The organism is Jatrophihabitans sp. (assembly GCF_036389215.1).
In the GTDB taxonomy this organism is placed as follows: Bacteria; Actinomycetota; Actinomycetes; order Mycobacteriales; family Jatrophihabitantaceae; genus Jatrophihabitans_A.
Map to the genome: position 1 here is coordinate 57960 of NZ_DASVQG010000144.1, position 13735 is coordinate 71694.

Consider the following 13735-nt stretch of genomic DNA (forward strand, 5'->3'; position numbering starts at 1 on the left):
CGGGACCGGCGCGGCGGCGACCCGAGCCGCCCGGCAGGCGCGGGGTCGTCAGCGCAGGCTTGCATATTGATCTCGCAGGAACGTCAACTTCGACTCGTGTCGCTGGTAGTTCTCGATCCCACGCTCGTCGAAGTAGGTACTCATCAGCACCCGCAGCCGGTCGAGGTCCTGCCGGACACTGTCGAAGGTGGCGCCCGTCAGTGCCAGGGAGTAGGCGTACTCCATCTCGCACTGCGTCAGTTCGGCGGCGGCCGGGATCCGGCGGCCCGACCGGTCAATGACGATGCTGCGGTCGTAGGTGATGGCAATGACGTTGCCGCTCTCGATGGCCTCTACGTACACGTCGTAGCGAACGCGCCGGAAACTTGCGTTCCACGCGGGCGTGAGGCCCAGGACGTCGCGGAGGTAGGCCTCGTAGTCTGCGACCTCGACATTGCGCTTGCGCAGTTCGACGCGCTCGTCGGTGTCCTCTGTGTAGATCTTGCGCTTCACCGTATAGCGGCCGTCGGTGGTCGGGATGAAGGAGACGTAACCCACCTCCTCAGCCGGTTCCTCGATGGCATAGACATCGTTCAGGAAGTCCCAGGCCTGGATCTCCTCCTCCCGGAACTCGACGACGAAGCCGGCCAGCCCGCCGGATCGGGCGAGCCGGAGCGTGTCGCGGGACAGGGCGAAGACGTCCGGATGCCCGGTGAGGGTGAACTTGTGTTCCAGTTCCACGTCCGGCTTCAGCTTCACCCTGAAACACAGGTGATTCGCGATCTTGAGGAAGTGCTCGTCGATTCCGGCCAGCAGATCCGGCACGGCGGAGGCGCGCGGCGAATGCTCACCGGGAAGGCGCAGGAACTTCGCGTGGCCGCGGTAGAGGTCGACCTGCGGGTACAGCTGCATCCGCGACAGCGAGGGCAGTTCCGGCCGGAGCAGCCCGATCGGCACGTTGCGGTCGTGATCGAGGACGGCCTGCGGCGAGACGGCCGACCGGTCGGTGACGGTCCCGCCGGAATCCAGCACGAGGGCCCGCGCATCAGGCCATCCGCGAAGATCCAGCGTGTAGCTCTGGGCGCCGTCGGTGGGGGGAGCGAGCGCCGCGGCCGGGCACTCCAGCAGTGTCACCTGCCATTCGGGGGGACGCCGGACGGAGGATCGCAGATCGTGGGATCCCACCACCAGCCACGCGGCTGGGCTCAACTCGTCGAGCACGCTGTCCTTCAATCACTCGGACCCGAAAGTCCACATCACTCGGACCCGAGGTCGTACGGCAGAAAGTTGCCAGAAAATATCACAACCTATGTGAAAGATGGACTTTTTCCTAGCCCTCTTCCAGGCCTCAGGCCGCGGGCAGCTCGTGCCCCTCGACGACTGTCCGGCTGAGGACCCGGCTGTGCACGGTCGCCGACACCGGCCTCAGCAGCGACGCGGCGACCACCATGACCGCACCCAGAACCAGCCATCCGTAGTCGCCGAAGAGGTGCAGCGACCCGGTGACCAGGAACGGCCCGATCAGGAGCGGGAACGAGACGTAGGCCGACCAGACGGACTGGTTGTGGGCGGTGAGGTCGTGCCGGCGCAAGCTCATCGACAGGCCCCAGGTTGCCGCCGAGGCGTACAGCTCGCCGACCGACAGCGCTACCACCGCCACCAGCAGGAGAAGTACTCCTGCCAGGCTGGTGGTGGTGGCGCTGGCGAAGAAGAGCAGGCAGGCCAGGCCCAGTACCGCACCGCCGCGCAGGCCGGCCCGCGATGCCCCGGCGATGTCGGAGGAGCCACGACTGAGCCGAACCTGGAAGGCGATCGCCACGATCGTGTTCACCGACATCGCCAGCCCGATGAGCCACTGGTGGCTGTGGTAGTTGCCCAGGATCAGCAGCGGCAGCCCGATGGTGAGCAGGCTGGTGCACAGGAAGAGGGTTCCGCACAGCAGCCCGATGACCGCGAACCTGGCGCCCGGCGGCGGTGCCGGACCCTGCGCCGCCGCCCGTACCGGATCAGGCGGTAACCGGGTCGCCAGGGCGGCCGCCAGCACGAAGGACACCCCGTTGCCGGCGACGACCAGGTACAGGCTGAGCCGGCTCTGCTGGCCGACAAGGGCCGCTGCGGCAAGCAGGGACCCGACGGCGAAGGAGAGGTTGTAGACCGATCGGTTGTAGGCCGCGATCCGCACCCGGTCGTCCACCGCCGCGAAGGCGTACAGGACGACCTTTCGAACCGGGCTCTCCCAGCCGTCCATGACCAGGAGGAACACGCTCAGCACCAGGAAGGCGGCAAACCCGTGGATCAGCAGGTAGGCCGGGAAGGCCGCGCCCCGGATCAGATGGACCCAGATCAGCGTGCGGCGGTGCCCCAGCCGGTCCGACAGCCGGCCCAGTGGCACCCGGGTCAGCAGGCTCACCACGCCACCGAAGCCCAGCGCCGCTCCGATCTGCGTCGGTGACACCCCGATCACGCGCACGAACAGCACCACGCTGACGGTGAGGAAGCAGCCCGTTCCGGCCGAGTCGACGGTGGTGATGAGGGCGTAGGCGCGTTCCTGCGGCGTTGGCGGCAGGACGCTGCGAAGCGCCCGGGCAACCCTCAACGGCCAGCTCCTCGGTGCGCGCGGCATGGCTGGCGCTCGACCGGGACGGCGTGCACCGAGGGGACATCTTAGATCAAATCGCCTTATGTCGGCGAGTGCTTGTGGCTGGTTCGGTGGCTCCTCAGCCGCTCGTCACCGTCTGGCAGCCCAGCGCTGAGTTGGCCCCCACGCCGATGTTCAGCCCGTACGCGCACAGCTGGTTCGTCCCGGCGGCCAGCGCAACGGTGTAGCTGAACCCGTGGGCGCCGGTGACCGACCAGGCCCGGTTGACGTCGGCGCGGACCAGCGAGGTCTGGCTCGAGGCAACCTGCTTGCCGTTGCGGGTGACGCTCACGCCGATCGCCTGGGCGGCGTTGCTGAAATCGAAGGCCCAGCCGGTGACCACGGCCTGGGTGCCCTGGACGGTCACCGAATCGATCCGGCCGAACGGGGACGTCCTCAGCTGTACCACCCGGCACCCTGCCCGGCCGGTGGAGCCCGGGCCCTTGTTGAGGGCATAGACGCAGACCGTGCTGCTGCCGGCCGGCACCCGGACGGTGACCGTGAAGCCGTGCAGGCCGGTGCCGTGGAAGAGGTTGTTGATGTCGCGGCGCAGGATGGTGGAGCCCACCGTGCCCGCCAGCGCGCCGTTCACCCGGGCCACCACCGTCAGCGGGGCGTCCGGGGCGTCGTAGTCGAACGACCAGCCGGTGAGGGTGACGACACTGCCCTTCTGCACGACCTGGTCGACGTAGCCCACCGGAACACCGGGCAGCGGCACGCTCCGGCAGCCGATCTGGGTGTAGTGGCCGGCGCCCAGGTTCATCGCGTAGGCGCAGACGGTGTTGGCGCCGTTGTTGAGCTTGAGCGACGTGGTGTAGCCGTGGTTACCGGTGATCTTGTAATAGGCGTTGACGTCCGGGCGCGGCACGGTCGTCTGGACGTAGCTGACCGGGGTGCCGTTGACGTGGAACCAGATCCGCACGCCGCTGGTGGTGGCGTTCGGGTCGAAGGCCCAGCCGCTGATCTTCAGGTAGCGCCCGTACAGCCGCCAGACGTCCACCCTGCCCAGCGGGTCGTCGTGGGCGATCCGGCCGCCCGGCATCAGCAGCTTCGCCTCGCCGGTCACGATGCCGGGGATAGAGCCGTAGCTGCCGCCCTGGGTGAGGATCACCACCGCGTACCGGTCGCCGTTGACCAGGCCGGTGGAGTTGTAGGCAGGCTGCCAGGACGGGTTGTCGCCGCCCCAGCCCTGCTTGACGGCCGCGCCGGTGGTGGCGCTGGGAATGCCGAAGAACTGGTAGGTGCCGTCGGAACCGTAGCGGGTCGCGTGGTGCATGGCGTTGCCCAGCCAGTTCCAGATCGCCGGGCGGTGCCGGACCTTGTTGTAGAAGGTGGCCATGCCGGCAGCCGTGATCCGGGTGCCGCCCCACCAGCCCGACCGCAGCGGGGGCGCGCCCAGGTTGGGAATGTCGAGCGCCTGCTTGATCCAGGTGATCAGGCCGTCACCACCGGTCCGGCCGTAGAGGGCGCTGGCGGAGGCGTCGTCGGACTGGGTGATCATCTTGTACGCGGTGGTCTGGTTCCAGCCGGTCATCTGCCCGGTCATCAGCAACCGGGTCGCGATGAACACCTTCATCACCGACTCGGAGGCGTAGTAGCTGTTGTAGTCACCTGCCCCGCTGAATGTCCCGGTCTGGGTGTCGATCACCGCCACCGCCGATCGGTAGCCGTGCTGCCGGGCATAGTTGACAGCATTGGTCGCCTGGCTGCCGACCGAGGCCGCAGCCGGCGCGGGCACCGTCACCGCACTGATCAAGCCGATCACCAGAGCCAGTCCGCTGGCTCCGGCCAGCACCGCCTTTACGCGCATCTGCTGCCCATCTCCTGTCCGGCCGGACGGTGTTGTCCGGCGGTGCCTTTCGCCGTGGTGCCGTGGTGCCGTGGTGCTGTGGTGCCTTTCCCTGTGGTGCCGTGGGGCTCAGCCTGTGGTGCCGGTGCTGCTGTCCGCGTGCGGTCGGGTACCGGCCCACCCTGGCTTGGGTCGCCAGCCGCGCTCGCCGACCAGCAGGATCAGGGTTGCCAGCAGCAACACGCCGGTGCCTGAGCTGAGCCCCGCCGCCGCATAGGCCAGCCCGCCGGCGAGCAACCCCTCGATGAGCATGACGGCGCGCAGCGAGACCGGTTCGAGCTTGCTCATCCGCAGGTGCAACTGCCGCAGCGCCGGTCCGGACCGGCACCGGGCGCTGAGCAGCACGGCCAGTCCGCGCACCAGGCCGAACACCGTTCCGCAGGCCAGCGCCAGCGCCGGTGATCCGGTCAGCGCGGCCAGCGCCACCACCAGGTAGGTCGCCGCGGTCATGATGTAGGTGGCGAAGCCGATGCCGATCTGCGCGCCGAAGCCGGCCGCGTACAGCCAGCGGCGATAGCGGGTCAGCCAGAGCTCGTTGACCTGGCGGGGATGCAGCGGCAGCTGGAATCCGGCCAGCCGCCGGTCCGCCGCGAGTGCGACCAGGCAGGCCAGCACGGCGATCCACAAGGCGGCCACCCGGTGATCGGCCAGCGGCCGCAGGACTAGTGCGAGCAGGCCGCTTGCGGACCCGAGCGCCACCCCGCCGAGCACCGAGCCCAGCACGAACCAGAGCGTGGTGAGCCAGTACCGGTTGCCGCGCGAGCGCTCGGAGAGCGGGTTGATGGCCGAGATCATCGACAGCCCGCACGGGGACCAGGTGCCGCGCGCTCCGGACACCGCCGCGATCAGCAGCGCGCCCGCTGCCAGCGCGCCGGTCATACCGGCACCACCGTCCAGTCGGCGTCCTCGTCCTCGGACACCGTCCGGCCGCCCAGCATGGCCGGCGCGGCGGCGGAGTCGGGACGGGCGGCGTACACCGTGTAGGTGTGGGTGCCGGGCAGGTCGGCCAGGGTGATGTCGAAACCGGCTCCGGCAGCGCCGGTGAGCTCTGGATGATCGAGCCCGGTCTGGTGCCGCGACAGCGCGGCGCCGTCGCGGAAGACGGTCAGTGCCAGCCGGCTGGCGGGCCGGTCCGGGTCGTAAGCCCAGCCGGTGATCCGGACGGTGTCGCCCATCCGGCGCACCGACTCCACCAGGCCGAGCGGGCCCGACTGGTTCACCCGGACGGTGTGCCGGCCGATCGGCGGGATGCCCTCGGCGCTCTTGCCGTCGTCGCCCTCGTCCTGGCTGAAGGCGTCCTGGCCGAGGGCATAGGCGGTGTAGGTGTGGACCCCGGTGCCGGCCGGGATCGTGAAGTCGAAGGCCCGCAGGCCGGCGGCACGGTCGAAGGCGGCCGGATCGGACCGGGCCGGGTACCAGTGCAGGGTGTGCTCGTCCTCGAACACCGCCACGGCGGGAGCGGCGCCGGCCGGATCGGTGTCGGCAACCCAGCCGACCAGCCGCACGCCGGTGCCGGCGGCGGTGACCGAGTCCAGCCGGCCGGACAGCCGGGCCGGGGCAACGGCAACGGCAGCGGCAACGGCAACGGCAGCGGCCGGAGCGATGCCCGCCGGAGCCACCGCCGGCTTGGAAGCCGGCACCACCACGGTGCGCTGGGCCAGGAAGGCGTTGCTGATGCCGCCGCCGGCGTCGAGCGCCCAGACCCGGTAGATGTGGCTGCCCGGCGTGGTCGGAATGGTGATCTTGAAACCGTGGATTCCGGTGATCTTGAAGGCGGCGTTGACGTCCTCGCGGTTCACGGTCGTCCTGGTGTCCGGAAGGCGGATGCCGTCCTGGAACACCGCGATGCCGATCGAGACGGTGGGCACGTCCTTGTCGAAGGCCCACCCGGTCAGCACCACGCTGGTGCCGATCGCGACCGCGGAGTCGAGGTAGCCGGTCGGCGCCACTCCCGGGGGAGCGGGCACCATCACGGTGCGCTGGGCCAGGAAGGCGTTGCTGGTGCCGCCGCCGGCGTTGAGCGCCCAGACCCGGTAGGTGTGGGTGCCCGGCGTGGTCGGGACGGTGATCTTGAAGCCGTGGATTCCGGTGATCTTGAACGCTGCGTTGACGTCCGCGCGGTTCACGGTCGTCTTGGTGTCCGGAAGGCGGATGCCGTCCTGGAACACCGCGATGCCGATCGAGGTGCTGGGCACGTCCTTGTCGAAGGCCCACCCGGTCAGCACCACGCTGTTGCCGACAGCGACGGCGGAATCCAGGTAGCCGGTCGGTGCCACCCCGGGATTGACCGTGATGCCGCGGCCGCCGAGGCGGGGGTTGGTGCCGGCCGGGCCGATGTTGATCGCCCACACGCTGTAGTAGTGGTAGCCGTTGGTCGCGGTGAAGCTGATGTCGTAACCGTGCTGGCCGGTGACGTGCCGGGCGCTGTTGACGTCCGGCCGGGGCTTGTTGGCGGCGTACGCCCGCAGGAACTTGCCGTCCTGATAGATGTGGACGGTGAGCGAGGTGCCCGGCGCGTCCGGGTCATAGGTCCAGCCCTTGATGTGCACCGTGTTGGCGGTGCTGGCGATCTGGTCGACGTAGCCGACCGGGGCCCGGTTGACGATGCACGGCGCGGAATGGCTGGCGGTGTTGTTGTCGGTGGCGCTGGAACTGGAGCAGGTGCCGCCGAACTGCACCCACGGCGGCGTGCAGGAGACCACCCGGCACAGCACCGGGCCGGTGGATGACCACGGGATCTGGGTGTTGCACTGGCCGTAGCGGAACTGGTTGCAGGCGACCAGGCGCTGGTCACAGGTGCTCTGGTTGCAGCGGCAGCCGTACCTGCCGTCGCGATAGGCGTTGCAGTCGATGTAGTAGCGGGCGCTGCCGCGGCAGAAGGAGGAGTTGTCCGCCTTCCACCAGCCACCGATGAAGGAGTCGGGCGGGCAGCTGTTGGAACCACCGTTGATGGTGCAGCAGAACACCGAGTAGCCGGCGCCGCAGGTGTTGTCGGCACCGCAGACCGAGTCATAGGCGCTGGCCGGCCGGGTCAGGTAACCCCATGGGTCGACCGCCAGCGCGGCACCGACCAGGGCCGCGCCGCCCAGGAACCCGCGGCGGCTGGCCAGCAGCCGCTCGGTCCGCTCGGCAACCCGGTTGACGATCCGCTCGGCCAGGCTAACCGGCATGCTGCACCTCGATCCGTTCCAGAACCTCGTTGGCCCGTTCGGCCAGCCGGACCGCCTGCCGGTGCGAGCCGATCACCACGTACAGGCAGAACGGCCGGTTCGCCTCGGTGAAGAAGTGCTGGAAGCCGGCCTGGCCGGCGACCCGGCGCTGCATGCCGTTCGGATTGAACTGACCCGGCCGCACCCGCGGCACGCCGCGCGGGGAGTACAGCGCCGTGCCCAGGCAGTCCGGCCCGAACTCGAGCAGCGCGACGAAGATGTTGTCAGGTCCCATCCGCTCGACCGCGCCGGTGCCGTAGTCGCCACGCGAGGCAGGCAGCGCGAAGTTGGCCAGATGCAGGACGGGATGGCTCAGCTCGCCGGGCCAGCCGGTGGCGGTGGAGCGGGTGGACGGGGCCCGCAGCGCCGCGCCGGGCTCACCCACCGCGCCTGGCTCACCCACCGTGCGCCGGTACAGCCGCCCCTCCCAGCGCGCCGGGAGCGCGACGGCAAGGCCGTGGCCGGTGAGCCGGTTCTCGGTGAGCGGCTTCATGGTCGCTCGTCCTGCTCGGCCGTGGCGTACAGGCTCGGGTCCTGCGGGCCGATGCCGGCGCTCAGCAGGATCCGGTCGACGTCCCGCTCGCGCCTGCGGTCGGCGTCGGGCTTGTGCGCCAGCGCCGGGTGCCGGCTGTCCTCGACGGACACCCGGATCAGGCCGCTGACCTGGCTGAAGGACAGCCCCGAGCCCTCGCCCTTGACCCGTCCGGTGCGGCCGTCGGCGACCACCACGTAGGGGGAGCCCGGCACGTCGAAGTCGGCCCACGCCTGGCTGGACATCACCAGGTCCACGCCGTCCGGGCACAGCTGCGAGAGCACCGACGGGCTCTCCTCCTCAGGGCCCTTGGTGACCACCAGTAACCGGCTGCCCTGCGGCGTGGTCCAGGACCCGGGCTCGCCGAGCTCGTGCCAGAAGCCGGCGCAACCCTCGCACGTCGAGGACAGGAACGCCACGATGGTGTCGTGCTCGACGCCGACGGTGCGTACCGAGACGATCTCACCGCGCAGCGAGGTTCCCTCGATGTCGTGCGATTCGGCCCACTCGTCCCGGCCCTCGATCCGCTGCCCGGCGGCGGGCTCGGGGATGGCCGCCACGGTACGAAACGGTGGCGGGCCGGCCGAGGCGCCGCCGTCGAGCTGGTGCAGCCGGCGCAGCACGGCGGCATACCCGCGCAGCAACCCGGCGACCAGCACGCACAGCACGGCCAGGATCACGGTCTCGGCAATCACCAACGCGGTCATCGGGCGACCTCCAACTGTGCCGCGGCTGTGAGAAGTTCGGGAAGTGCCGTCATCACGAGGTAGGCCAGGTAAGCCAGCACGGCGGCGGCCAGCAGCAGCGCCGATGCGGTCACCGGAGCCTGGCCGAACCGGCTGATCAGCGTGCCGGCAGGGGCGATCAGGGCGACCACGCCCGCCAGCATGCAGCTCAGGTTGACCGCGGTGTGCCAGTGGCTGACCGCCACCGGCTTTGCGAAGCAGGCGCAGTCCTGCCCTGACTCGATGCTCATCATGCGGGCCGACAGCGCCGCGAGGACCAGATAGGCGAGCGCGATGGAAGCGGCCGCGACGCGGCCCCCGGCCAGCAGCGCCAGGGCCGCGACGGCTAGTTCCACGGCACCGGAAAGCCGGTTCGCCGCCTTGGCGCCGAGCCGGTCGGCACCGGGAATGCCCGCCGCGGAAAGGGCTGAACGGATCGGTGCGGGTTGCCGGATCTTCGCCAGACCAGCCGCTGCCAGCAGCAGGGCGGCTGCGCTCACCAGAGAAATCAACACCGCTCCCGCAGAGAACCAACCGGACGAGAAGTAACAAGCACAACACGGCTACGCCGGTCATGCAACCGTTGAGCCGGTGACTGGCAGTGACGGATGGCTGATCAGCCGCCTCGGACGACGACCCGTGTCACGCGGAACCGGCCGTCCGGCTGCTTGCTGACGGTGACGTCGATGAGCTTTCCGTTGCCCTGGTACCCGAAGACCGTGGGCCCGTCGACGCCGTCGCGCGGCAGGTAGACCGCGGTGCTGCCGGTCGTTGCCAGCAGGCTGCGGGTCAGCGACTCAGGCACCGCATTCGGCAGCACGCAGGCGATCGCCTCGGCTGCGTTGCCGGCGCTCAGCGCGCCCAGGTAGGCATCTGCCGCGTTCTGCGCGGCGTCCATGCCGCTGCACAGGTGGGCCGGGACGGTGACCGTGCTCGGCGGCGGGTGCAGCACCGCCAGGCTGGTAGCGGCCGGTGCGCTGGGGCTCGGGGTGGTGCTGGCGGGCAGCGTGCTCGCCGGTTGGGTGCTGGCGGCTCGGGTGCTGGCGGGCGAGGACCGCACCGTCGCTGGTGGCGAGGTGGTCAGCTGGTGCGCGGTGCTGCTGTGTGAACCGTCGCAGCCGGCCACCGCGAGGAGGAGCAGTACGCCGGCCAGTGCCGAGCGCCGGTCAAGCACCATCCGGGCAAGCTCCTTGCGCTGTCGTGGTGGGCTGTCGTGGCGGGCGTCGTGGTGGGCTGTCGCTGGAGGGTTGTGGTACGTAGCGGCGCGGCCGGCCGGTCGGCACCGCTCGGCAAAGCTATAGCGGTCGGGGCCGGTGGGCCAATCGAGGCGCGCGGCCTACTACACTTGCGCCAGACCCCTCGCGTGGCGCTCATCCTGTGAACCTCCCCAGGGCCGGAAGGCAGCAAGGATAAGCAGGCTCTGGCGGGTACGCGGGGGGTCCTTCGTCTTCCTCTGCCCCGCTGAGCGTTCTCGGGTGCCGCTCAGGTAAAGGTTTGACTGTCAACCATTGACTCCGCTCACCGTGGCGGCGAGGATCGAGCGACGGCATCGCGGCAGTGCTGAACCACTGGGCGATGACGCGAGGACGTTGCAGGACGTTGCAGGACGTTGCAGGACGCGAGGCTCCCCCGGGATCGATCGTGGAGGCGCGGATGACCACCCACCGGTTGCCCGACGCGGTCCTGCGGCCGCTGAGTGACACCCATGCCTTTGCCTCGACCGTGGAGCGGCTGGGTGCGGCCATCCGGCTGGGGGTGTTCGCCTGCGGCGACCAGCTGCCGCCCGAGCGCGAGCTTGCGGTGAAGCTCGGTGTCAGCCGGGTGAACCTGCGTGAGGCGATCGCCGCGCTGCGCGAGGCCGAGATGGTGCAGACCCGTCGAGGCCGAGGCGGGGGCACCACCGTGGTCTACGCCGGCAGCGCGGCGCAGCCGATGGATCAGGCCGAGCTGCGCCGCCGGAGCCCGCAGCTCGCCGATGCGCTGAACTATCGCCGGGTTGTCGAGCCGGGCGCCGCGTACCTGGCCGCGAGCAGCGAGCTGACGGCCGAGCAGCGGGACTGGCTGGCCGATTCCGAGGCTGCGGTGCGGGTGGCCGGACCGGGCCCGGCGTACCGGGTCGCCGACGCCCGGCTGCACCTGGCGGTGGCGGCCCTGAGCGGTTCGCCGATGCTGATCGAGGCAGTCACCCGGGCCCAATCCAGCCTGGACGGGTTGCTCAGCCTGCTGGCGACACTGCCCGGCACCATCGAGCAGTCCCACCAGTCGCATCGGGCCGTGATCGCCGCGATCCTGGCCGGTGACCCGCTGGCCGCCAGGGCCGAGATGGAGCAGAACTGTGACGCGACCGCGGCGCTGCTGAGAACCCTGCTGGAATGATCACCGGGTCAGAGAGGGGCAGGACCGAAGGGCAGTGATGGGAACACGGTTACAGGGCAGGGTCGCGGTCATCACCGGCGGTTGCAACGGTATCGGCCTCGCGACTGCCAAGAAGTTCCTGGACGAGGGCGCCAAGGTGGTGGTCGGTGACGCCAACGCCGAGGCCGGCGCCGCGATCGCCGAGGAGCTCGGTGTCACCTTCGTCGCGGTGGACGTGACCGACACCGATCAGGTGGAGGCGCTGTTCAGGACGGCCTTCGACACTCACGGCAGCGTCGACATCGCCTTCAACAACGTCGAGGTTTCCTCGCTGGAGGACGAGTCCATCCTGACCACCGGCCTCGACACCTGGCGGGACGTGCACGAGGCGAGCCTGACGTCGGTCTACCTGTGCTGCAGGGCGGCGTTGCGTTACATGCTGGAGCACAAGCACGGCTCGATCATCAATGCCGCTTCCATCGTCGCCGTGATGGGCTCCGCCACCTCGCAGATCTCCTACGCCGCCGCCGCAGGCGGGGTGCTGTCGATGTCACGCGAACTCGGCGTGCAGTTCGCCCGCGATGGCATCCGGGTCAACGCGCTCTGCCACGGCCCGGTCAGCACCCCGCTCTCACAGGAACTGGTCGACTCCGACCCGCAGACTGCTGAGCGCCGGCTGGAGCGGATTCCGATGGGCCGGTTCGCCGAACCGCAGGAGATCGCCAACGCGGTGCTGTTCCTGGCCTCGGATGAATCGAGCTTCATTACCGCGTCCCAATTTCTGGTGGACGGCGGGATCTCCGGCGCGTACGTCACCCCGGTGTAGCCGGTATACGAGTTCTCGTGACCCCCACGCGACATGAAGGTGGTACAGTATTTGGTACCACTCTGAAGGGCGCACGACATGGCGATAACGGCGAGCGAAGCTCGTAAGAACCTGTTTCCACTGATCGAGCAGGTGAACGACGATCGGACGCCGGTCGAGATCACCTCCCGGCGTGGTGACGCGGTGCTGATGTCGAAGGCTGACTACGACGCCCTGGAGGAGACAGCTCATCTGCTTCGCTCACCCGCCAACGCGCGCCGTTTGCTCGAAAGCCTGCTGCAGGCACGCGGTGGAGATCGGCAGGAGCACGCGCTCATCCGGTGAGACTGGTATTCACCTCTCACGGCTGGGAGGACTACACGTACTGGCAAACAGCTGATCGCAACACTCTCAAGCGGATCAATCGACTGATCGAGGACGTGCTTCGCGACCCCTTCGCGGGTATCGGGAAACCCGAGCAACTGCGTCACGCGCTGGCCGGCAGCTGGTCGCGCCGGATCAGCGACGAGCACCGCTTGGTCTACCTCGTCGATGGGGAAGACGTCGTGGTGTTGCAGGCGCGTTACCACTACTCCTAACCGGTGAGCACCGCTGGTGTGTCTGACCGCCTGCTGCTCACAGACTACCGGTGAGGTGCTCCGGACGTACGGGAATCCGTTTCAACGCAAGCCCCGTCGCGGCCCGGATAGCTGCCACGATGGCCGGCGTCGAGGAGATCGTCGGCGGCTCGCCGACCCCGCGCAGGCCGTACGGCGCATGTGGATCGGCCAGCTCCAGCACGTCCACCTGCATCGGCGGCATGTCGAGGATGGTCGGCAGCAGGTAGTCGGTGAACGACGGGTTGCGCAGCTTTCCCTGGTGTACCTGGATCTCCTCCATCAGCGCCAGCCCCAGGCCCTGCGCCGTGCCGCCGTGGATCTGGCCGAGCACGGCCTGCGGGTTCATCGCCTTGCCGACGTCCTGCGCCGCGCTCAGCTGCACCACCTTGACCAGGCCGAGCTCGGTGTCGACGTCGACCACCGCCCGGTGCGCGGCGAAGGCGAACTGCACGTGCGCGTTGCCCTGGCCGGTCACCGGATCGATCGCTGTCGTCGGCCGGTGCCGCCACTCCACGGTCTCCTCGATCGGCTCGTCGCCGAGCCGGCCGCCGCGCTCGGCGAGCCTGGCCAGCACCGCCTGGCAGGCTGCCCGCACGGCGCCGCCGGTGACGTAGGACTGCCGCGACGCCGAGGTGGAGCCGGCCGAACCGATGCTGGTGTCGGCCGGCAGCACGGTCACCTGGGACACGCCCAGCTCAGTACGCACGATCTGCTGCAGCAGCGTCACCAGGCCCTGGCCGACCTCGGCGGCGGCCGTGTGCACCGAGGCGACGGGGGAGTCGCCGAGCAGCTCCAGCCGCACCCGCGCGGTCGAGTAGTCGTCGAATCCCTCGGAGAAACCGACGTTCTTGATGCCGACGGCGTAGCCGACGCCACGCACCACGCCTTCGCCGTGGGTGGTGTTGGACACCCCACCGGGCAGCTCCCGCACGTCGCGCGGCCCGGCCACCGGCTCGGGCGGCAACGCGGCGTCACGCACCCTGCGCAGCAGCTCGGCGACCGGCGCGGCCGAGTCCACCAGCT

Annotated in this window: 14 protein-coding genes and 1 other RNA gene; 5 read left to right on the forward strand and 10 right to left on the reverse strand. The window is 69.7% G+C overall.

Going from position 1 to position 13735, the window contains the following annotated elements; translation table 11 throughout:
* Positions 1 to 48 precede the first annotated feature (48 nt).
* The 9 genes from VF542_RS07210 to VF542_RS07250 all read right to left on the reverse strand — a co-directional run bounded on the left by VF542_RS07210 (position 49) and on the right by VF542_RS07250 (position 10109).
* Positions 49 to 1200 (reverse strand): hypothetical protein, encoded by a 1152-nt coding sequence (locus VF542_RS07210; protein ID WP_408651018.1) that lies wholly within the window; start codon positions 1198 to 1200, stop codon positions 49 to 51.
* A gap of 127 nt (positions 1201 to 1327) precedes the next feature.
* On the reverse strand, positions 1328 to 2575 hold the full coding sequence (locus tag VF542_RS07215) for an MFS transporter (protein WP_408651019.1): 1248 nt from the start codon (positions 2573 to 2575) through the stop codon (positions 1328 to 1330).
* A gap of 121 nt (positions 2576 to 2696) precedes the next feature.
* On the reverse strand, positions 2697 to 4427 hold the full coding sequence (locus VF542_RS07220; protein ID WP_408651020.1) for a hypothetical protein: 1731 nt from the start codon (positions 4425 to 4427) through the stop codon (positions 2697 to 2699).
* Positions 4428 to 4535: 108 nt separating this feature from the next.
* Positions 4536 to 5345, reverse strand: a complete 810-nt coding sequence (locus VF542_RS07225; protein WP_408651021.1) for a hypothetical protein — start codon at positions 5343 to 5345, stop codon at positions 4536 to 4538.
* Positions 5342 to 7636, reverse strand: coding sequence for a twin-arginine translocation signal domain-containing protein (locus tag VF542_RS07230; protein ID WP_408651022.1), 2295 nt, complete (start codon positions 7634 to 7636; stop codon positions 5342 to 5344). Before VF542_RS07230 ends, VF542_RS07225 begins: the two co-directional genes overlap by 4 nt.
* Positions 7626 to 8168, reverse strand: a complete 543-nt coding sequence (locus VF542_RS07235) for a hypothetical protein (RefSeq protein ID WP_408651023.1) — start codon at positions 8166 to 8168, stop codon at positions 7626 to 7628. Before VF542_RS07235 ends, VF542_RS07230 begins: the two co-directional genes overlap by 11 nt.
* Positions 8165 to 8914, reverse strand: coding sequence for a hypothetical protein (locus tag VF542_RS07240; RefSeq protein WP_408651024.1), 750 nt, complete (start codon positions 8912 to 8914; stop codon positions 8165 to 8167). Before VF542_RS07240 ends, VF542_RS07235 begins: the two co-directional genes overlap by 4 nt.
* Positions 8911 to 9432: a MauE/DoxX family redox-associated membrane protein gene (locus VF542_RS07245; RefSeq protein WP_408651025.1), complete on the reverse strand. Its 522-nt coding sequence runs from the start codon at positions 9430 to 9432 to the stop codon at positions 8911 to 8913. Before VF542_RS07245 ends, VF542_RS07240 begins: the two co-directional genes overlap by 4 nt.
* 116 nt (positions 9433 to 9548) lie before the next feature.
* Complete coding sequence (locus VF542_RS07250) at positions 9549 to 10109, reverse strand: hypothetical protein (RefSeq protein ID WP_408651026.1); 561 nt, start codon at positions 10107 to 10109, stop codon at positions 9549 to 9551.
* Between the two features lie 173 nt (positions 10110 to 10282).
* Between VF542_RS07250 and ffs the strand changes: the two genes are divergently transcribed.
* The 5 genes from ffs (at position 10283) to VF542_RS07275 (ending at position 12691) form a co-directional block, all read left to right on the forward strand.
* Positions 10283 to 10379, forward strand: an RNA gene (gene ffs / locus VF542_RS07255) — signal recognition particle sRNA small type.
* 206 nt (positions 10380 to 10585) lie between these two features.
* Positions 10586 to 11308: a FadR/GntR family transcriptional regulator gene (locus tag VF542_RS07260; protein WP_408651027.1), complete on the forward strand. Its 723-nt coding sequence runs from the start codon at positions 10586 to 10588 to the stop codon at positions 11306 to 11308.
* A gap of 37 nt (positions 11309 to 11345) precedes the next feature.
* Positions 11346 to 12113 (forward strand): 3-oxoacyl-ACP reductase, encoded by a 768-nt coding sequence (locus VF542_RS07265; protein ID WP_408651028.1) that lies wholly within the window; start codon positions 11346 to 11348, stop codon positions 12111 to 12113.
* A gap of 78 nt (positions 12114 to 12191) precedes the next feature.
* Entirely contained in the window at positions 12192 to 12437 is a 246-nt protein-coding gene (locus tag VF542_RS07270) for a type II toxin-antitoxin system Phd/YefM family antitoxin (protein WP_408651029.1), read from the forward strand.
* A complete protein-coding gene (locus tag VF542_RS07275) occupies positions 12434 to 12691 on the forward strand; it encodes a Txe/YoeB family addiction module toxin (protein ID WP_408651030.1) in 258 nt (85 codons plus the stop codon). Before VF542_RS07270 ends, VF542_RS07275 begins: the two co-directional genes overlap by 4 nt.
* Positions 12692 to 12728: 37 nt before the next feature.
* On the opposite strand, the gene VF542_RS07280 is transcribed toward VF542_RS07275, so the two are convergent.
* Positions 12729 to 13735, reverse strand: a 1007-nt coding sequence (locus tag VF542_RS07280) for a xanthine dehydrogenase family protein molybdopterin-binding subunit (RefSeq protein ID WP_408651031.1), incomplete at its 5' end; no start/stop codon positions are given.